This window comes from Micromonospora sp. NBC_00330 (assembly GCF_036136635.1).
Lineage (GTDB): Bacteria > Actinomycetota > Actinomycetes > Mycobacteriales > Micromonosporaceae > Micromonospora > Micromonospora salmantinae.
Genome location: NZ_CP108012.1, coordinates 2910263 through 2928518, shown reverse-complemented (window position 1 = coordinate 2928518; position 18256 = coordinate 2910263). Strand labels below are relative to the sequence as shown.

The following is an 18256-nucleotide window of genomic DNA, read 5'->3' as shown; positions in this document are numbered from 1 at the left end:
GACCGTCCCAGGGTGGCACACCGTGACGACAATCGACGCCCCCGACCCTTCCACTGTGGAGATGGGCGGGGCTGTTCAGGCGGGGGAGTAGAGCGCGGCGAGCCCGGCCGCCGTGGCGGCCAGCCGTTCGCGCAGCGCCACCGGGGCCAGCACCTCGACGTCGGCGCCGAGGCGCAGCAGCTCACCGTGGGCGTGGGTGAGCGACTCGATCGGCAGCACCGCTGTCACCCAACCCCGCGCGTCCGGCGGCCCGGCGCTGCTGTCCATCGCTGTGACCACCGGATCGCTGCCTACCTCGCGCAACCGCTCCCGCCCGGCGGGGGACAGCCGGACGTGGGCCTCGTCGCGGTGCAGCCGGGCCCGGAACTGCACCACGTGCGCCCGCCACCAGGACGGCAGGTCGAAGTCGGCGGGTCGGTCGAACTCCTGCGCCAGTGGTGTCAACGCGAGGATCTGGTTGACCCGGTACGTCGCCGGCGCACCCCGGCCGGGCTGGTCGGCCACCACATACCAACGGCCGCCCTTGAGCACCAGGCCGTACGGCTCCAGGACCCGGGTCACCTCGCCGTTCCAGCCGCGGTAGCGCACCTCGACGCGGTGCTGCCGCCAGACCGCCTCGGCCGTGCGGGCCAGCTCGGGGGAGGCGTCGCCGTCGGCGTACCACCCGGGAGTGTCCAGGTGGAAGCGTTGTTGCAGTCGGGTCGCCCGGTCGCGCAGCGGCGCGGGGAGCGCGGCGTGCAGCTTGAGCTGCAGCGCTGCCACCACGTCGCCGTAGCCCAACTCGTCGGCGGGGCCGGGCAGCCCGGCCAGGAACAGCCGGTCGGCCTCCTCGGCGGTCAGCCCCGTCAGGCGGGTCCGCCAGCCGTCGACCAGTTGGTAGCCGCCGGCGTGCCCGGCCTCGCCGTAGAGCGGGATGCCGGCGGCGTGCAGCGACTCGACGTCCCGGTAGATGGTGCGGGGGGAGACGGTCAACCGCTCGGCGAGCTGCGCGGCGGTCAACCGCCCGTGCGACTGGAGCAGCAGCAGGACGGAGAGAAGTCGAGAAGCCCGCACTTCACTGACACTAGTTGTCAGGGGACCCGTCCTACCGTCCCGGCATGGCATTTCGCGACAAAGATTTACGAACGCCCGGACCAGTGCTGATCGGCGGCCGGCACCTCAAGCGCTACCACATAGACCAGCCGGAGCGACCCGTCGAACCCGAGGTGGAGAAGGCCGCGTACGACCTGCTGCCCGACCTGCTGGCCGACGTCGTCGACGACGGCACCCCGGCCGCCGGGTGGGTGGTGCTGCACCGGGGCGCGGACACCGGCGCCTATCTGCTGGCGTACACCTGGGTGTGGGACAACGCGGTGGAGGTCCGTGTCGCCGCGGCCGGGCAGCCGGCGCTGGACTGTCCCGACGACGACCCGGCACACTTCGTCCACCTACGCCGCCCGGCAGTGGGCTGCGTCTGGGAGTTGGCGGTTCTGGAACACGAGCGGGCCGCCTGGGTCCGGCACATGCTGCTGCCGGAGAGCCCGAATCTGACCGATTATCTGCGTGACACGCGAGCGGAAGGGCCGGTGGGCCGCTGATGGGCGACTTCGACTTCTTTGTGGGCACCTGGAACGTCGTCAACCGGCGGCTGCGCAAGCGGCTGGTCGGCTCCGACGAGTGGGAGGAGTTCCCCGGTGTGTCGGTGGCGCACGGCTTCTTCGCCGGCGGCGGTCACTTCGACGAGATCACGTTCCCGACCAAGGGCTCTGCTGGCGCCACGATCCGGATCTTCGATCCGGCCCGGCAGGAGTGGTCGATCTACTGGATGAGCAGCGACACCGGGGTGCTGGGGCTGCCGCCGATGGTGGGCCGCTTCGTCGACGGGGTCGGCCACTTCTACGCCGACGACCAGCACGAGGGACGCCCGGTCCGGTGCCGGTTCATCTGGTCGGGCATCAGCGCGACCACCGCCCGCTGGGAGCAGGCGTTCTCGGTCGACGGCGAGCAGACCTGGGAGACCAACTGGATCATGGACTTCACCCGAGCATCGGAGGACTAGCCTCCAGGCCATGCGGAGATGGCAGCGGATGGACCCGTGGGGTGCCCGCCAGGTGTTCACCGGGTTCATGCTGCTGGTCGGGTGCACAGTGGCCGCCACGACGTCGGTCCTGGCCGGGCGGGCGCTGATCCGGGGTGAGATCGACGCGCGGACCGCCCTGGGCATGGCCGGCGTCTTCCTTGTGATGGGGGTGTGGCTGACTTTCGTCTTCCGGTTGCACCTGGCCGGGATCTACGTCAACGATCGGGGTGTCCGGCTCCGGCACGTGTTCTCCACTCGCACCCTGCCCTGGTCGCGGGTGACCAGGTTCGAGGCGAGCCCGGCGCTGTTCCTCGGTGAGCCCACGTCGCGCCTCGCCTGCTGGGTGCGCACGACCGACGGGGCGTTCGAGTCGGCGGTCCAGCGGCGGTCCCGGCGCGTGGGCTGGCGGAAGGAGAACGGGCCGGTGCTCGACGCGGCGGACTTCGACCGGTTGCTCGTTCGGCTCGCCGACGAACGTGCCCGGGCTCGACTCGACGGCGGCGCAGTGGTCTTGCGCTGACTGTCGGCCGAACAGGCGCGGTGTTAGGGTCCGATCACCGGCCCGGATGGAGGAACGCGATGGCCTCCGACCACGTCGTCACCGACACCGTCGACACCTGCACCGCGAACGGTGTCCGACAGGCCTGCGGCGCGGAGGCGCCCGCCCGCATCGTGTCACCGCGACCGGGCTCGACCTGCGCCGCGGCTACGTGCTCCCGTCGCGTCGAACGTCGGTAACCGCCAGCAGAGGAGCAGGCTCGTGCAGAGGTTCGACTTCGCCGGCGCGACCGCCGTGGTCACCGGGGCGGCCAGTGGCATCGGGGCCGCGCTGGCCCACGCGTTGGCCCGCCGAGGCAGCGATCTGGTCCTGCTGGACCGCGACGCCGAGCGGCTGGACGCGGTCACCACAGCGGTCCGCGCCGACCACCCGGATCGCCAGCTCACCACGTACGTGGTGGACCTCGCCGACCAGACCGCCACCGCCCAGGTGGCCGCGGAGATCGGTCAGCGGCACCCCCGGATACGCCTGCTGATCAACAACGCCGGCGTGGGCCTCGGCGGTCGGTTCGACCAGGTGACGTTCGACGAGTTCAGTTGGGTGATCGACGTCAACTTCCGGGCCGTGGCGCAACTGACCCACGCGCTGCTGCCCACCCTCCGGGCCGAGCCGGGCGCGCACCTGGTCAACATCTCCAGCCTGTTCGGGCTGATCGCGCCGGCCGGGCAGACCGCGTACGCGGCGAGCAAGTTCGCCGTACGCGGCTTCACCGAGGCGCTGCGCCACGAGTTGGTCGACGACGGGATCGGGGTGACCTCGGTGCACCCCGGCGGCATCCGCACCCGGATCACCGAGAACGCCCGGATCGGCAGTGGTGTCTCCCACGACGAGTACGCCGCCGGTCGGGCGCAGTTCGAGAAGCTGCTGACCATCGCGCCGGAGCGGGCCGCCGAGGTGATCCTGCGCGGCGTCGAGCGGCGTCGGGGCCGGGTGTTGATCGGCTGGTCGGCGAAGCTGCCCGACCTGCTGGCCCGGGTCATGCCGGCCTCGTACAACCGGCTCCTGGTCACCGGCCTGAACCGGGGCGTGGTCCGCCCTGCGCCGGCCGCTCCCGCCGTCCCCGCGCAACGCCCCGCCGACACCCTCGTCGACCCGGCCCGCGAGGTGGCGTGACCGCAGTCAGGCCGCGTCGGCCACCCTCGCGTTCGGGCCGACGTCGCGGCGTCGCAAGAGGATGGTCAACGCCACGAGGGCGACCAGCAGCGCCGCCATCACGTACACCGGGGCCGGACCGAGCGGTGCGAGCAGTGCCAGCAGCGCGACGACCGGGAAGGCGACGACCACCGCGCCGTGCTGCTGCCGACGTACGTGCAGCAACCAGACAGTGAGCAGGAAGACGGCGGCCGGGACGGCCACCGCGTACCCGACGGTCCTCTGCGAGATGTGCGCGAGGTGTCGCTCGTGGTCCACCGACACGCTCAGCCCCGCGCCGACGGCGGCGATCGCGGCAAAGATCAGGTAGTGGCCATAACCCCAGACCAGGGAGTACGGCTGCCGGTCGGGAGCCTTGTTCGGCCGGTCGAAGTAGAGCCACCAGAGCGCGAAGACGATGACCGCGCCGGCCGCCGCGAGCGACCAGAGGTCGTGTTCCCCGGCGTCGAGCCCGTCCTGGATCGCCAACGAGACGGCCCCCACCGCCTCACCGAGCACGATCAGGGTGAACAGCCCGTACCGTTCGGTGATGTGCGCCGGGTGCCACGGGGTCATCCCGGGGCGTTCGGCCACCGCCGGCACCAGCAGGTCGGCCAGAGCGAGCAGCACGAACGACGCGATGCCCCACTCGGCGGGCAGCAGCAACCGCAGCAGCCAGCCGAGCTGCACCACCGTCACGCCGATCGCGTAGCGGGTCGCCGCCGCCCGGTGCGCCGGGTCGCCGATCGCCGCTCGGCTCCAGTGCACGACGGCGGCCAGCCGCATCACCACGTACCCGTAGGTGATCACGGCGAAATCGCCGTCGGTGAACGCCCGGGTCACCCCGGCGGCAATGATCAACGCCCCGGCGATCTGCACCAGCGTGGTGATCCGGTAGAGGTCGTCGTCGGTGTCATAGGCCGAGGCGAACCAGGTGAAGTTCATCCACGACCACCAGATCGCGAAGAAGACCATCAGGTACCTGCTCAGCGCGTGGCCGAGGTGACCCTCGGAGACGTCGTGGTGCAGGTTGCCGGCGGCCTGCGCCACGGCCACCACGAAGCACAGGTCGAAGAAGAGTTCCAGCGGCGTGGCGGTGCGGTGCGGCTCGTCGCGACGATGTGGGCGCATCGGCCGGTAGAACGGCCGTACCGGCCGAGGTTGGGTCACCGCAGCTCCTTACGCCGCCCGCCGGGTCAGCCGCGCCGACGGCCGTGGGTCAGCCCCTCCAGCACCAGGGTCAGCCCAGCGCCGACCAGCCAGACGTCCTTGGCCAGCCCCGCGCCCTGCTGGGTCGGGCGGAGGCTGCCGGGTTCGCGCATCCCCGGCGTCTTCAGGTACAGCTGCACCAGGCCCGCGCCGAACGCGGTCAGGCCGAGCCCGACCAGGGGCGCCGGGACGAACGGCGCGATCAGCGCGGCTCCCAGGGCGATCTCCGAGTACGACAGCAGCTTGGCGAAGCGGGTCGGCTCCAGTTGACCGAGCTGGGGCATGGCGGCGACCGCCATGCCGTGCAGGCCCTCCGCGGCGGTGCCCTCCAGAGTGCGCTTGCCCAGACCCGAGTTGAGGAAGTACGCGCCGATGCTGACCCGTAGCGGCAGATGCGCGAATTTCATTGTCACTCCCGTTGGCCGTGGTCGAATGCGGCCCGCGTACCCCGCACCGCCCGCGATAACCCGCCGGGCCGGCTGGGCTGGCCGTGGTGGTCGCGGTAGGTTCGCCGGGGGCCCACCGCCGAGCCCGTGGCACACCCGCCCACCCCGGCACCCGGCCCCGCCGCAGACCACCAGCAGGAGGCGAAGTGAGCCAGGAAGTCCGGGGAGTCATCTCCCGCAGCAAGGGCGCGCCGGTCGAGGTCACCACCATCGTGGTGCCCGATCCCGGGCCCGGTGAGGCGATCGTCCGGATTCAGTCGTGCGGGGTCTGCCACACCGACCTGCACTACCGCGAGGGTGGCATCAACGACGACTACCCGTTCCTGCTCGGTCACGAGGCGGCGGGCATCGTGGAGCAGGTCGGCGAGGGCGTCACCGACGTCGCCCCGGGCGATTTCGTGGTGCTCAACTGGCGGGCGGTCTGCGGGGTGTGCCGCGCCTGCCGTCGGGGTCGGCCCTGGTACTGCTTCAACACCCACAACGCCACCCAGCGGATGACCCTCATCGACGGCACCGAACTCGCCCCGGCGCTCGGCATCGGGGCGTTCGCCGAGAAGACCCTGGTGCACGCCGGGCAGTGCACCAAGGTCGACCCGGCGGCCCGACCCGCCGCCGTGGGCCTGCTGGGCTGCGGGGTGATGGCCGGGCTGGGTGCGGCGATGAACACCGGAAACGTCACCCGGGGCGACTCGGTCGCGGTGATCGGCTGCGGCGGCGTCGGGGACGCGGCGGTCGCCGGTGCGCTCCTCGCCGGCGCCACCACTATCGTCGCGGTCGACACCGACAGCCGCAAGCTCGACTGGGCCCGCACGTTCGGCGCCACGCACACGGTGAACGCGTCCGAGACCGACCCGGTCGAGGCGATCCGTGCGGCCACCGGTGGCTTCGGCGCCGACGTGGTGATCGACGCGGTGGGCCGACCGGAGACGTGGAAGCAGGCGTTCTACGCTCGCGACCTGGCCGGCACCGTGGTGCTGGTCGGCGTACCGACCCCGCAGATGCAGATCGAGCTGCCGCTGCTGGACGTCTTCGGGCGTGGCGGCGCCCTCAAGTCCAGTTGGTACGGCGACTGCCTGCCCAGCCGGGACTTCCCGATGCTCACCGAGCTGTACCTGCAGGGCCGGCTCGACCTCGACGCGTTCGTCACCGAGGAGATCGCGCTCGACCAGGTCGAGAACGCCTTCGACCGGATGCACCACGGCGACGTGCTCCGCTCGGTGGTGGTGTTCCCGTGACCGCCCGCGTCGACCACGCGGTCACCTCGGGCACGTTCTCCCTGGACGGGCAGACCTTCGACGTGGACAACAACGTCTGGGTGATCGGTGACGACCGCGAGTGCGTCGTCCTGGACGCGCCGCACGACGTGGCGACGATCCTCGCCCTGGTGGGCGACCGGCAGGTCCGGGCGATCCTGGCCACCCACGCCCACGACGATCACGTCCGGGTGGCGCCGGAGCTGGCCGAGGCCACCGGCGCGCCGGTCCTGCTGCACGCCGCCGACCGGGTCCTCTGGGACATGGTCCATCCGCACCTGCCACCCAACGGCGAGCTGCACGACGGGCAGAGCATCGAGGTGGGTGGCACCACTCTGCGGGTGCTGCACACCCCCGGGCACAGCCCCGGGGCGTGCAGTTTCCACGCGCCGGAGCTGGGCGCGGTGTTCACCGGCGACACGCTCTTCGCCGGTGGCCCGGGCGCGACGGGTCGCTCGTACAGCGACTTCGACACCATCGTCCGGTCGATCCGCACCTGCCTGCTGACCCTTCCCGCGGAGACGGTGGTGCACACCGGCCACGGTGACGACACGACGATCGGCGCGGAGGCCCCGCACCTGCAGGAGTGGCTGGACCGCGGCCACTGACGCCCTGCGGGCGTCTCAGGTCGGGCTGACATGTCGGTCGACGGGCTCAGCGTTCGTCGGCCGCGCCCAGCACCGGTTTGACGTCCAGGATCGGGGTGCCGTCGAGGGCCTCCAGGTCGGCCACCTCGGCGCGCAGCCCGTCCACTGCCAGGACCCGCACCCGGTGCAGCCCGATCGGGTTGGGCCGGTGCGGTGAGCGGGTGCTGAACACCCCGGTCTCCGGCCGGTTCTCGTCGCCGCGTGGGTGCACGGCGAGCACGTCGCGCCGGGCACGGTCCAACCAGGTCAGCACCAGGATTTCCGTGCCGACCCGCAGGTCACGCAGGGCCCGCTCGACCTGCGGGTCGAAGACCAGCCACGCCGTCGGCGCACCCTCGTCACCCTGCCGTGGCGCGCTCGCCGCGTCGGTCAGCGACGAGGCGACCCGGCCGACCGGGTGCAGCAGGTACGCGCCGTCACTCACTGCCTCGACCATCGTCGCTCCCTCCTGGACGGTCCCAACCTAGCCCCGCCGCGGCGATAGGATCCCGCTCATGGCCGCCGACTCGCCCGCTCCCGTTGTCCGTCAGCTGCGCCTCGTGGTGGAGGCCGCCGACCACGAGGCCGCCGTCGCGTTCTTCCGCGACGCGTTGGGTCTGCCGGAGGAGGCGGCGTTCAGCGGCGATGGGGACGCGCGGGTGGTGATCCTGGACGCCGGCCGCGCGACCCTGGAGATCGCCAACCCGGCGCAGAAGCGCATGATCGACGAGGTCGAGGTGGGCCGGCAGGTCGCGCCGCGGATCCGGGTGGCCTTCGAGGTGGACGACGCCGAGGCGACCACCGCCCGGTTGGTAGCCGCCGGGGCCAGCGAGGTCGCCCCGCCCACCCGCACACCCTGGCAGTCGCTCAACTCCCGGCTCGACGCCCCGGCCGACCTGCACATCACCATCTTTCAGGAGCTGGGCACCGGGATGGACGACGACGACCCCGGACATGACGGCGACGTCTGATCGCGGCGGCCTGCGCGCCGCTGCTCTCACCGAGGAGCAGACGGCTGCCGTCGCGTACGTGCGGTCGTTGGCCGTGGTCGAGCGTCCTTCCGCGCTGGCCGCCATCGCCCGGCAACTCACCACCGCCGACGTCGGCCACCGCGCGGAGCATCTGCTCGGGGCCATCCAGTCCGGGCGGCTGACCGTCAACTTCCACCCCGACCGGTTGTGTGCCGACGGCCGGACCGTCGCCGACGCCCTGGCCGAGGACGGGGTGTACCGCAGCCAGTTCGTCACCGGGATCTCCAACGGTGGGCTCACCGCGTACCCCGGTGGTGACCGGGACCGCTGGGAGCACCGGATGTTCGACGGCGCGTACCAGCGGCACGGCGTGACGCCGGCGCATCGGCCCACGTACGGCGGCCTGAACCTGCTCGACCACGCGGACGGCGCCTGCCCCCGCTTCGGCTCCTGCCACCTGCGGCTGCGCCCGGCGGTGCTGAGCCGGGCGACCTTCTGCCTCGGCGACAGCCACCTCAGCCCGGAGGTGGTGGGCACTGCCGACGCGTTCGAGGCGGTGCTCGCCGGGCTCCTGGCCGGCGTCGCCGCCACCGGCGAATGCCTGGGCCGCGCCGGGACAGACGTCGCCACGCTGGCGCGGACGTTGCTGGACCCGCCGACCACCCCGGGCGCGGTCGGTCGCTCGCTCGACGACTACGTGGAGGCCCAGGTCCACGGCACGCTCGACCTCGCGTACGACGTCGAGGAGTTGGTGGCCGACCCGTCCTTCGCCGGCACTCCGACCGGCGCGACGCTGGAATCGATCGCCGAGCGGTTCGGTTTCCCTGTGCGGTGGCACCCCGGCTTCGTGCTGGCCGTCGACCAGGTCGAGGCGGAGTTCCGGGGGCCGGAGATCCCGGTGCTGGCAGCCCGGGTGCACCGGGAGTTCGCCCGGTCGGGCGACCCGGTGGACGCGGCGCTGATCGGTCGGGCGGCGGCCTCGGTGGTCGTTGAACCGCACCGCTGGGCGGATCGCGGCCCGATCACGGACACCCTTCAGCACCTCAAGCAGCTCTGGCACGTGCTGGTCCGCTTCGGCGCGCCGTACGGCACCTGATCTGCCGGCTCGTCACGGCCGCGTCGATCGTCCGTTTTCCGTTGACGTTCCGCCGGTGGCATCCGCCATCCGATTTCCCCAGGTGACCGGACCCGCACCTCACCCCGGCCCCGGCATTTCCGGAATGCCCGACAGGTGAACCTGGTTGTGTCCCCCGTACCGCCGGAGCCCAAACCCATTTCCGCGGTCATCTCCCGAGGAGTGTTCACCCCGGAGCGCTCCGCACGATCGAAAGGGCAACCATCGTGAAGGTCGACTTCACTCGATGGCTCCCCGCCATCGCTAAGGACTCGTACCGCAAGACCGCGCTGAGCGTGGCGGGTGTGGCAGCCCTCGGCGGTCTGGCCCTCGCGCCGACCGCGGTCGCCGCACCGGTCACCTCCGGACCGCACCAGGGCGCCGTCGCCGCCATCGACCGCGCCACCGGCAAGGCCGCCACCACGGCACGCCAGGATGAGCAGCCCGTCGAGTCGGGTCTGACCACCGGCTCCGCCACCGGCAAGCCGCCGGCCGGCAAGCCGAGCCGAGCCCAGCTGATCCCGCACGGCATCGAGGGCGCGCAGTCGCGCGTACCGCTCGACGACGCGCAGCTGGCCAACGCCCGGGCCATCGTCGACGCCGCCAAGAAGACCGGCGTCGGTGACCGGGGCGCGGTGATCGGCGTCGCCACCTCGCTGCAGGAGTCGAAGCTGTACAACCTCGGCCACCTCGGCGCGTACAACGACCACGACTCGCAGGGCCTGTTCCAGCAGCGTCCGTCGTCCGGTTGGGGCACGCCCGACCAGATCACCGACCCGGAGTACGCCGCCACGGCGTTCTTCACCGCACTCAAGAACGTCGGCGGCTGGCAGGACCTGCCGCTGACCGCCGCCGCTCAGACCGTGCAGGTCTCCGCCTTCCCGTACGCGTACGCGCAGTGGGAGGAGCAGGCGGCGGACATCGTCCAGCAGATGTGGTGACACCCGCACACGAAACCGGCCGGCCCCCTTCGACGGGAGCCGGCCGGTTTCTTCGTGTCCGCGTACCTCAGCAGGCCGGGTAGAGGCGGCGGGTGCCGACACCGGCCGCGTACGCGTCCCGGTCGCTGAACCGGCAGCCGTAGTCGGGTCGGGCCACCACCGCCGGGTCGGTCACGGTGTCGCCGGCAGGGCGCTTGCCGGTGCGTACCCAGGACACCAGGTCGTCCCAGGCGGCGCCGGCCTCCGCCGGGGTGAACTCGCAGTGTTGCGTGGCCCGGATGGCCCGCTGAACCACCAGCCTGCTGCGACCGTTGCGCGCCACGTCGGTGGCGTACGCCTGCTCCATGCTGAACGGTACGAACAGGTCGCCGAGACCGTGCAGGCTGAGCACCGGCGCGGTGGGCCGACCGGCGATCCGCGGCACCTCGGTCAGCGTCGGCAGGAGCCGCTGCCGCAGGTTCTCCGGGGCGACCCGCTGCACCGTCGCGTTGACGTTCACCGGGCTGTTCGGGGCGTAGCGGGTGAGCAGGTTGGTGGAGAGCTGGCCGGGCCGCTGCGCGGGGGAGTTGCCGCTCCCGGTGGGCACGCTGATCGAGAAGAGGAAGTCCTTCCAGACCGCGAACGCCGCGTCGGCGCCCGGACGTGGCCCACCGGAACGGTTCACCGTGATCGCCCGCAGCTGCTTGCCCCGGTCCGTTGTGGTGTCCGGCCCGGTGGGGGTGAGCCCGGTCAGGCCGAGCGCCACCTGGATGCGGGGCACCGCGTTGGTCAGATAGTCGGCCGGCGTGGGATGCGCCGGCACCCCGGCGAGCGCCTGCGCGACCAGGTTGTAGTCCAGGTAGAAGTCGAGCAGCGTCTGATCACCGAGCACACCGCACATCGGCAACGCGCCGTTGTAGAAGCCGGGATACTGCTCCAGCGAACGACCGATGACGTACCCACCCATCGACACCCCGGCGACGTAGGTGTGCTGCGGTCGGCGGACCGTCCGCCCGAAGTGGTCGGCCAGATCCTTCGTGCCCAGCACCCCGGAGCGGATGTCGAAGCCGTTGCGGTCGTACGAGGACGAGGCCCACGCGTACCCCTGCTCCAGCAGGCGCTGGCGCAGCCCGAAGGCCGGCGGTTCCGGCGAGAGCACAGTGCCCTGGCCGCGGTAACCGTGCGCCCACAAGACCAGGTCGCCGTTCCACCGTGCCGGGACCTCGACGATGTACCCGGCGTGGCGGTGCACGCCCTGGCGGACCGTCGTCGGCTTGCCGCCCACGACCAGCGGCGCCAACGGCGGATTCTCGATGGTGTAGCCGGGCAGCGGCTCGCCGCCCCTCGAGTCGCGACCGGTGGCGTTGGCCGGCGCGGCACCGGCCAGGCCGACCGCGAGGGTCAGCGTCGCGGCGGCGGCGAGCAGGCGGCGGAGGTTGCGAACGGGTGTGGACAGCATCGATGCTCCCCATCGGACGGTCGTCGCCCGGGGGCGACCAGCGGGACGGTTGCCTACCGGCCGGTAGCGTCCTGAACCTAGAACCGCCGTCGACCAGTGTCAATGGGTTCGCTGATCCGTCGGTCAACACGGCGGTACAGCCGTACCCGGTCGTCCGGGCCGGGGGGCCGATCGGGTTGACTGGTCGTCGTGGACGAGTCGATCTGGGAGGCGGCCCGAGCGTCGCGGGGCTGGCTGGACGCCGCGAACGGCACCGGGCAGACCGAGCTGACCTGCCGCATCCTCAAGCTCACCGAGGAAGCGGGGGAGGCCTCGGCTGCCTGGATCGGTCTGCTCGGGCAGAATCCGCGCAAGGGTGTCACCCACACCCGCGAGGACGTCGCGGCGGAGTTGGCCGACGTCGCCTTCACCGCGTTGGTGGCCATCGAAAGCCTCGGACTGGACGCGCAGGCGGCTCTGGACGCCTGCGCCGCAAAGGTGCGCTCCCGCCTGACGGGCCAATAACCGCCCCTGGTGTCCGGTCGCCGTCGTCCCGCCTTCCCGGCGGTCGCCTGCCGACCCGTGTGAGAACTTTGCCGGCACTGGGTGTTATGCGCCGCTCGCTCTATTCGTGATCGACTCGGGTTTCCTGAAGTCGCGGTGTCCGGCCGTCCGGGACGCCCCGACTTCCGTGAACCCGAGTGGATCACGCGGGTGACGGCCGGTCCAACGCCGTGGGCCCGGCGGACGTGGGTGGTATGTCCGTTTGTGGGCGTTCGTGGGGTGTGGTCGGGTGCACTCGTGGGTCGGAATCATGGCCGGGGCGGGGTCGTTACATACCCTGACGATCGCAGTACCACCGACCCGCCGCCCGGACGCTTGAGGGCTGGTCGCGCAGGCTGGAATGCCAGCCTCCACCCGGTCGTTACAGTCCCCACGAACGACCGCAGGCACCGCCACGACGAGGGTGCCGGCAGATGGGCCGACCCCGGAATGACCCCGGCCCCCCGGTCGTTACACAGGGACCCGGCGCCACGAGCCCCCGCTCGGCAGGTCGCCGACCCCCGACGCCCCCACCCGGGCGTCACCCCCCTCAGACTTTCCCCCCTTTGTTAGTGCAGCGCCGGACGAGGTGCTCACACCCTGCCGCCGCCCCCCTTGGCGGTGTGGGTGTTCTACCCCCGAAGGAGCTACCCCCATGAACACGATCATGCGTAAGAGCGTTCTGTCCGTTGCTGGTCTCGCGTTCGCCGGTGGTGTCTTCGCCGGTCCGATCGCCCACGTGGCCAACCCGGTCGACGCCAAGCCCGTCGCGGTTGCGGTGCAGGCCGACAAGCCCGACACCAGCAAGCTGATCCCGCACGGCACCCAGGGCGACCAGTCCCGAATCACGCTGAACGACGAGCAGACCGCCAACGTCAAGGCGATCATCGCCGCCACGAAGAAGGCCGGCCTGCCCGAGCGGGCCGCGGTCATCTCGATCGCGACGAGCCTGCAGGAGTCGAAGCTGGAGAACCTGGGTCACCTGGGCGACATGAACGACCACGACTCGCTGGGCCTGTTCCAGCAGCGCCCCTCCAGTGGTTGGGGTACGCCGGAGCAGATCACCGACCCCGCCTACTCCACCACCGCGTTCCTGAAGGGTCTGAAGCAGGTCGACGGGTGGCAGGACATGGCGCTGACCGACGCCGCGCAGACGGTGCAGGTCTCGGCCTACCCGGACGCCTACGCCCAGTGGGAGCAGCAGGCCGCTGACCTGGTCGGCCAGTACTGGAACAGCTGACCCGCGTCGCAGCACGACCGCAGAACCAGCGCACCTAGGCACCACCGCACGGCACCGACCCGCTGGCCGGCACCCGCAACCCGGGGTGCCGGCCAGCGGCCTATCCGCTCCAGCCGGCCGCTGGCCGCCGTTCACCAGTCACCCTCCTCGTTCGCTGTTCGCTGTTCGCTGGCCGCTGTCCGCTGTTCGCTGTTCGCTGGCCGCTGGCCGCTGGCCGCTGGCCGCTGGCCGCTGGCCGCTGGCCGCTGGCCGCTGGCCGCTGGCCGCTGTCCGCTGGCCGTCAGGGCTGTCGACCACGGGGCCGTCGGTCGTCGGCCGTCGGGCTGGGGGTGCCGCCCTGCACAGGTCTTGGGGAGGCGAATGGTGCCGTCTGGTTGGCGGGTGTCTGTAGATCTTGGACAGTTTCCGTTCCGCGCGAACGGAAACTGTCCAAGATCTACGTTGGCGACGTAGCGGAGTGACGTGATCGGCGTCGAGTGATCCGATCGGCTGGTGGGTACGTACCCCTGGACGGGGACCGGCGGAGGGACACAGGCATGGCCGCAGTGGGGTACGGCGCGGATCGCGAACCGGAGTCAGAGCCGGAACCGTCCGGTGAGGCCGCACCGCGACGGTGGTCCACCGGTGCTCGCCTGTTGGTGGCTGCTGCCGCCGTCGTGTTGCTCCTGGGCGCGGCAGCGGTGGCCGTGATCGTTGCCGATCCCGACCACCTCGGCATGACCTACTCCGGCCAACCCGACGGCACTCGCCCGGACGGCACTGGCCCGGACGGCACTCGCCCCGATGGCAGCCGCGCCGACGGCACCCGGCCCGACGGCACCCGGCCCGGTGACGGCGACCGTCCGGGGGGCGTCGCTGACCCGGACGCGGCTGAGGGTCGCCGCGGTGGTGCGGGCGCCGCTGCCGAGCAACTGTTGACAGCGCCGTTGGCGGGTCGGCAGATGGGTACCTTCGTGCTCGCGGATGGGCTGTCCTCGTTCGAGCTGCGGGTAGCCGAGTTGGGTGATGACCTGTACCGGATCAGCACCCCGGCCGGCTCGGGTGTGGCGGGCCGACCGGCGGTTCGGGGGGAGACCGTGCGGCTCGACCTCGTGGAGTCCGGGAGGCGCGGGCCACGGGCCGTGCGGGTGTTGCTCAACGAGCGGGTCGCCTGGCGTCTTCACCTCGTTGGCGGGGTGAGCAGTCAGGTGTTGGACCTGACCCGGGCCCGGCTGCTGGGCGTGGAACTCGCCGGAGGTTCCAGCCGTACCGAGATTCTGCTGCCACCGATCACCGCCACCGCCCCCGGCAACCCCGCCGGCCCGCGCTCAGACCAGCCCGCCAGCATCCTGACCGTACGACTCACCGGTGGGACCAGCCAGCTCGACGTCCGCGTCCCGGGGGAGACTCCCGTGCGGGTTCGGGCGGGAGCCGGTGCCGGCTCGGTGGTGGTACGCGACGACCGCTGGGATGGGGTGGCCGCGGGCTCGGTGCTGGGTACGCCGGGCTGGGACCGGTCGGCGGAGCGCCTGTACCTGGACCTGGTCGCCGGTGCCAACAGCGTTCTGGTCTCCTCCAGCAACCGGTGAACCCAACGCCGGGCCAGCCCCATGGCCACGAGCTGGTGAACCCCGCCCGCCCTGGCTGGAAGCACCGCGGTCGCCAATGGGCGTGCGCGTACAGTCGGGCGGTGGAGCGTACTGAATCGATGCTGGCGCAGACCCGACCGCCTGGCGTGGCCGACGTCGATCCCGGCAGTGTGTTGTTGCCCGGCCACGACGTGCCGTTGGGTCGGTACACCACTGTGCGGCGGCTGCTTCCGCAGCGCGCCCGCCGGATGGTTGGCGCGTGGTGTTTCGTGGATCATTTCGGCCCGGACGATGTGGCGCAGCGGCCCGGTATGGAGGTGCCGCCGCACCCGCACACCGGGTTGCAGACGGTGACCTGGCTGCTCGACGGCGAGATTCTGCACCGGGACAGCCTCGGCAACGTGCAGCCGATCGTGCCCGGCCAACTGAACGTGATGACCTCCGGGAACGGTATCGCCCACTCGGAGCGCTCGCCGGCCACCCATCCGCCGGTGATGCACGGTGTGCAGCTCTGGGTGGCTCTGCCGGACCCGGCGCGGGCCGGAGCGGCCGACTTCGCGCACCACGCCGACCTGCCGCGCTGGCGGGACGGTGATCTCGACGTGACAGTGCTGGTCGGCGAGTTCGCCGGGGAGCGGTCACCGGCGGTGGTGCACACCCCGCTGGTGGGGGTGCAGTTGGAGCTGCGCGGCGAGGCGCCGGCGACGATGGAGTTGCGGCCCGATTTCGAGTACGCCGTGCTGGCGATGTCCGGGTCCGCGGAGGCGGCCGGGGTCGGGTTCGAGCCGGGGGCGCTGCTGTATCTGGGCTCGGGCCGCCGGGAGCTGACGGTGCGGGGCGGGGCCGGGGCCCGGTTGCTGTTGCTGGGCGGTACGCCGTTCGAGGAGCCGCTGGTGATGTGGTGGAACTTCGTTGGTCGGTCCCACGAGGAGATCGCCGCGGCCCGGGAGGACTGGATGGCCGGCGACGGGCGCTTCGGTGTGGTTGCCGACGATTCGGCGCCGCCGCTGCCGGCGCCCGCCCTGCCCACGACCCGCCTCAAGGCCCGCGACCGCACCGGCGGCCTGCACGGCTGACGGGCATGTCCGGCCGGTGTGTGGCTGGCCGGTGGCGCGGGTAGTCGCCGGCATGGCGACCAGTTTGATCACTCCGGTGGAGGACCGTAAACGTCTGGCGCGCCGGCTCGCCGGTAGCGGGCGGGGTTTCGCCGAGCAGTACGGGTTCCGGGTGACCAACAACCCGGCGAGCCTGTTCCAGGTGTTGTACCTGTCGGTGCTGCTGGCCCGTCGTGGTGACTTCCGGCGGGCGTTGGACGGGGCGCGGGCGTTGCGCGACGAGGGGTGGGACAGCGCGGCCCGGCTGGCGCGTTCGCTGCACGAGGACCGGGTCCGGGTGCTGCGCGCCAGCGGCCAGCGCGGTGACGTGGACGCGTTGGCCGCGGTGCTGGGTGACCTGGCTCGGACGGTGATCGAGCGGTACCGGGGTGATCTGCGCCGGTTGCGGGCGGTGGCGCACCACGACCCGGTCCGGGAGCGGGCGCTGCTGGCCGAGCTTCCGGGCGTGGACGACCAGGTTGTCGTCCTGTTTCTCCGCGAGGCGCAGGCGTTGTGGCGGGAGGTGGCCCCGGTGGCCGACCGGCGGGCGCTGGCTGCCGCACGTCGGCTCGGGCTGGGCAGGTCGGCGGACGACCTGGCCGGCCTGGCCACTGGCGAGTCCGAGCAGTTGGCCTGGCTGGTGGGGGCGTTGGCCCGGGTCGACCTGGAGCATCGGTACGCGGAGGTGACCGGCCGGCGGTGACGTGCCCTGGCCCACACTTCCCCAAATTCTGACCAAACGGAGGATGTTCTGCCGTATGGTTGGACCCGGCAGTGCTGGCCGCTCGGTTCGAGCGGACCTCCACCGCCTGGTGACCGCGACCGGTTCGGATGCGGTTCACCGCCTGGGCAGGCTTGCGTGGCGCCCTAGGTCGCGGTTCGTGACCCAGGGGCGCCCGCCTGTCCCGGCCCTTCGATCGGCCCCGCCCCGTGTCGCGCTCCGGGGGGCTGTGTGGCCGGGATCTTCACCGGGCCAGACCCGCCAGCAGGTTCACGGTCACGGCGATGATGAACGCGCCGAACAGGTACGACACCATCGAGTGGCGCAGCACCGTACGACGCATCTCGTTGCTGGTCAGGTTGGTGTCGGAGATCTGGAACGTCGTCCCGATGGTGAACGCGACGTACGCGAAGTCGGAGTAGCGCGGCGGTTCGGGCTGGTTGAAGTTCACCCCGCCGTCCGGGCCGGTGTAGTAGATCCGGGCGTACCGGGCGGCGAACACTGTGTGCACCACGAACCAGGAGAGCACCACGCTGAGCACTCCCACGCCGCTGTGCAGTTCTCGGGCCACCCCGGGGGGCGCGCTCTGCGCGCTGGCCACTACCAACCCGACGGCCAGCAGGCTGGCCAGGCAGGCGACGAGCAGCAGGGCGTCCCGGATCGCCCGGTTCGGGTCCTCGTGAACGGCCAGTTGGGCGGTCCGCTCGGCGTCCATCGGCCAGATCTTGTGCCAGACCAGCGCGAGCCAGCTCAGTGCGCCCACGTCCCAGCCGGCCAGCGCGGCGAGCGGCAGTGGCAGCAGCAGCGCGAAGGCGCAGCCGGAAACGACGCCGACCACCGCCACGACGGCGAGCTGCTTCGCCGCAGCCGGGAAACGCACGTCCGCTGGCCGGTCGGGGCCGGTGCGGGTCATCCGGGCCGCTCCCGGGTCGGGGTGGTGGGCGCCACCGCAGGATCAGATGCCGCGCAGGTGCTGCGAGACCCGGTTGTGCGTCTTGTCCCGGGCCTGCTCGGCCCGCTGGGCGGGGCCGACCTCGGGCGCCGCCTCGATCCCGGCGGACCGGGCCACCTCGGTTCCGTTGGCGTAGTCGACCGGCGGCAGGGCACGCAGCGCCTTCAGCACGTCCGGCGGGGCACCCTCCCGTTCGGCCTCGCGGACCACGTCGTCCTTCTCGGCCGGGTAGTCCAGGCTCGACAGGTACTGCAGGACGTCGGCGTAGCTCGCCATGGCGTGGGCTCCCTCAGGCATCGATGTGGTGACGACCGGCGGCGGTTACCCGTCCGCCGGCCGGTCACGCCCGCCCGGCGCAGGAAACCGGCGCCGTTTCTCCTCGGCCACCGCGGGTACCCGCAGGCGCCGACGC

Annotated in this window: 21 protein-coding genes; 14 read left to right on the top strand and 7 right to left on the bottom strand. The window is 71.9% G+C overall.

What is annotated here, in order from left to right; genetic code table 11:
• Window positions 1-75 precede the first annotated feature (75 nt).
• Entirely contained in the window at window positions 76-1053 is a 978-nt protein-coding gene (locus OG598_RS13145; RefSeq protein ID WP_328654689.1) for a helix-turn-helix transcriptional regulator, read from the bottom strand.
• Window positions 1054-1136: 83 nt separating this feature from the next.
• Here OG598_RS13145 and OG598_RS13140 point away from each other — a divergent pair, with 83 nt between their 5' ends.
• The 4 genes from OG598_RS13140 (at window position 1137) to OG598_RS13125 (ending at window position 3731) form a co-directional block, all read left to right on the top strand.
• Window positions 1137-1577 (top strand): hypothetical protein, encoded by a 441-nt coding sequence (locus OG598_RS13140; RefSeq protein ID WP_328654688.1) that lies wholly within the window; start codon window positions 1137-1139, stop codon window positions 1575-1577.
• Window positions 1577-2038 carry a hypothetical protein gene (locus OG598_RS13135; protein WP_328654687.1) on the top strand — a complete coding sequence of 154 codons (462 nt, stop codon included), beginning with the start codon at window positions 1577-1579 and terminating at the stop codon, window positions 2036-2038. The genes OG598_RS13140 and OG598_RS13135 overlap by 1 nt, the downstream gene beginning before the upstream one ends.
• Window positions 2039-2048: 10 nt before the next feature.
• A complete protein-coding gene (locus OG598_RS13130; protein WP_328654686.1) occupies window positions 2049-2579 on the top strand; it encodes a hypothetical protein in 531 nt (176 codons plus the stop codon).
• A 240-nt stretch (window positions 2580-2819) separates the two neighbouring features.
• Complete coding sequence (locus tag OG598_RS13125) at window positions 2820-3731, top strand: SDR family NAD(P)-dependent oxidoreductase (protein WP_328654685.1); 912 nt, start codon at window positions 2820-2822, stop codon at window positions 3729-3731.
• A 6-nt stretch (window positions 3732-3737) separates the two neighbouring features.
• Here OG598_RS13125 and OG598_RS13120 read toward each other — a convergent pair whose 3' ends face one another.
• Together OG598_RS13120 and OG598_RS13115 are read right to left on the bottom strand one after the other, a co-directional pair.
• On the bottom strand, window positions 3738-4919 hold the full coding sequence (locus OG598_RS13120) for a low temperature requirement protein A (RefSeq protein WP_328654684.1): 1182 nt from the start codon (window positions 4917-4919) through the stop codon (window positions 3738-3740).
• 26 nt (window positions 4920-4945) lie between these two features.
• Window positions 4946-5365: a hypothetical protein gene (locus OG598_RS13115; RefSeq protein WP_328654683.1), complete on the bottom strand. Its 420-nt coding sequence runs from the start codon at window positions 5363-5365 to the stop codon at window positions 4946-4948.
• Window positions 5366-5550: 185 nt separating this feature from the next.
• Here OG598_RS13115 and OG598_RS13110 point away from each other — a divergent pair, with 185 nt between their 5' ends.
• The gene (locus OG598_RS13110) at window positions 5551-6639 is read left to right on the top strand and encodes an S-(hydroxymethyl)mycothiol dehydrogenase (protein ID WP_328654682.1); all 1089 of its coding nucleotides are present in this window, start codon (window positions 5551-5553) and stop codon (window positions 6637-6639) included.
• Window positions 6636-7265 carry an MBL fold metallo-hydrolase gene (locus tag OG598_RS13105; protein WP_328654681.1) on the top strand — a complete coding sequence of 210 codons (630 nt, stop codon included), beginning with the start codon at window positions 6636-6638 and terminating at the stop codon, window positions 7263-7265. Before OG598_RS13110 ends, OG598_RS13105 begins: the two co-directional genes overlap by 4 nt.
• Window positions 7266-7311: 46 nt before the next feature.
• Here OG598_RS13105 and tsaA read toward each other — a convergent pair whose 3' ends face one another.
• On the bottom strand, window positions 7312-7740 hold the full coding sequence (gene tsaA / locus OG598_RS13100) for a tRNA (N6-threonylcarbamoyladenosine(37)-N6)-methyltransferase TrmO (RefSeq protein WP_328654680.1): 429 nt from the start codon (window positions 7738-7740) through the stop codon (window positions 7312-7314).
• Window positions 7741-7798: 58 nt separating this feature from the next.
• On the opposite strand from tsaA, the gene OG598_RS13095 reads away from it, so the two are divergent.
• From OG598_RS13095 to OG598_RS13085, 3 genes are all read left to right on the top strand, one after another.
• Complete coding sequence (locus OG598_RS13095; protein WP_328654679.1) at window positions 7799-8254, top strand: VOC family protein; 456 nt, start codon at window positions 7799-7801, stop codon at window positions 8252-8254.
• Complete coding sequence (locus tag OG598_RS13090) at window positions 8238-9350, top strand: DUF3626 domain-containing protein (protein WP_328654678.1); 1113 nt, start codon at window positions 8238-8240, stop codon at window positions 9348-9350. The genes OG598_RS13095 and OG598_RS13090 overlap by 17 nt, the downstream gene beginning before the upstream one ends.
• A gap of 245 nt (window positions 9351-9595) precedes the next feature.
• Window positions 9596-10309: a hypothetical protein gene (locus OG598_RS13085; protein ID WP_328654677.1), complete on the top strand. Its 714-nt coding sequence runs from the start codon at window positions 9596-9598 to the stop codon at window positions 10307-10309.
• A gap of 67 nt (window positions 10310-10376) precedes the next feature.
• On the opposite strand, the gene OG598_RS13080 is transcribed toward OG598_RS13085, so the two are convergent.
• Window positions 10377-11747 (bottom strand): alpha/beta hydrolase family protein, encoded by a 1371-nt coding sequence (locus OG598_RS13080; protein WP_328654676.1) that lies wholly within the window; start codon window positions 11745-11747, stop codon window positions 10377-10379.
• A 189-nt stretch (window positions 11748-11936) separates the two neighbouring features.
• On the opposite strand from OG598_RS13080, the gene OG598_RS13075 reads away from it, so the two are divergent.
• The 5 genes from OG598_RS13075 (at window position 11937) to OG598_RS13055 (ending at window position 16874) form a co-directional block, all read left to right on the top strand.
• Complete coding sequence (locus OG598_RS13075; protein ID WP_328654675.1) at window positions 11937-12251, top strand: MazG-like family protein; 315 nt, start codon at window positions 11937-11939, stop codon at window positions 12249-12251.
• Window positions 12252-12924: 673 nt separating this feature from the next.
• Window positions 12925-13509, top strand: coding sequence for a hypothetical protein (locus OG598_RS13070; protein ID WP_328654674.1), 585 nt, complete (start codon window positions 12925-12927; stop codon window positions 13507-13509).
• 536 nt (window positions 13510-14045) lie between these two features.
• Window positions 14046-15077 carry a hypothetical protein gene (locus OG598_RS13065; RefSeq protein ID WP_328654673.1) on the top strand — a complete coding sequence of 344 codons (1032 nt, stop codon included), beginning with the start codon at window positions 14046-14048 and terminating at the stop codon, window positions 15075-15077.
• 101 nt (window positions 15078-15178) lie between these two features.
• Window positions 15179-16153 carry a pirin family protein gene (locus OG598_RS13060; RefSeq protein WP_328654672.1) on the top strand — a complete coding sequence of 325 codons (975 nt, stop codon included), beginning with the start codon at window positions 15179-15181 and terminating at the stop codon, window positions 16151-16153.
• A gap of 52 nt (window positions 16154-16205) precedes the next feature.
• The gene (locus tag OG598_RS13055) at window positions 16206-16874 is read left to right on the top strand and encodes a hypothetical protein (protein WP_328654671.1); all 669 of its coding nucleotides are present in this window, start codon (window positions 16206-16208) and stop codon (window positions 16872-16874) included.
• 262 nt (window positions 16875-17136) lie between these two features.
• Here OG598_RS13055 and OG598_RS13050 read toward each other — a convergent pair whose 3' ends face one another.
• A complete protein-coding gene (locus OG598_RS13050; protein WP_328654670.1) occupies window positions 17137-17805 on the bottom strand; it encodes a DUF1345 domain-containing protein in 669 nt (222 codons plus the stop codon).
• Between the two features lie 42 nt (window positions 17806-17847).
• Window positions 17848-18120 (bottom strand): DUF2795 domain-containing protein, encoded by a 273-nt coding sequence (locus OG598_RS13045; protein WP_328654669.1) that lies wholly within the window; start codon window positions 18118-18120, stop codon window positions 17848-17850.
• Window positions 18121-18256 lie beyond the last annotated feature (136 nt).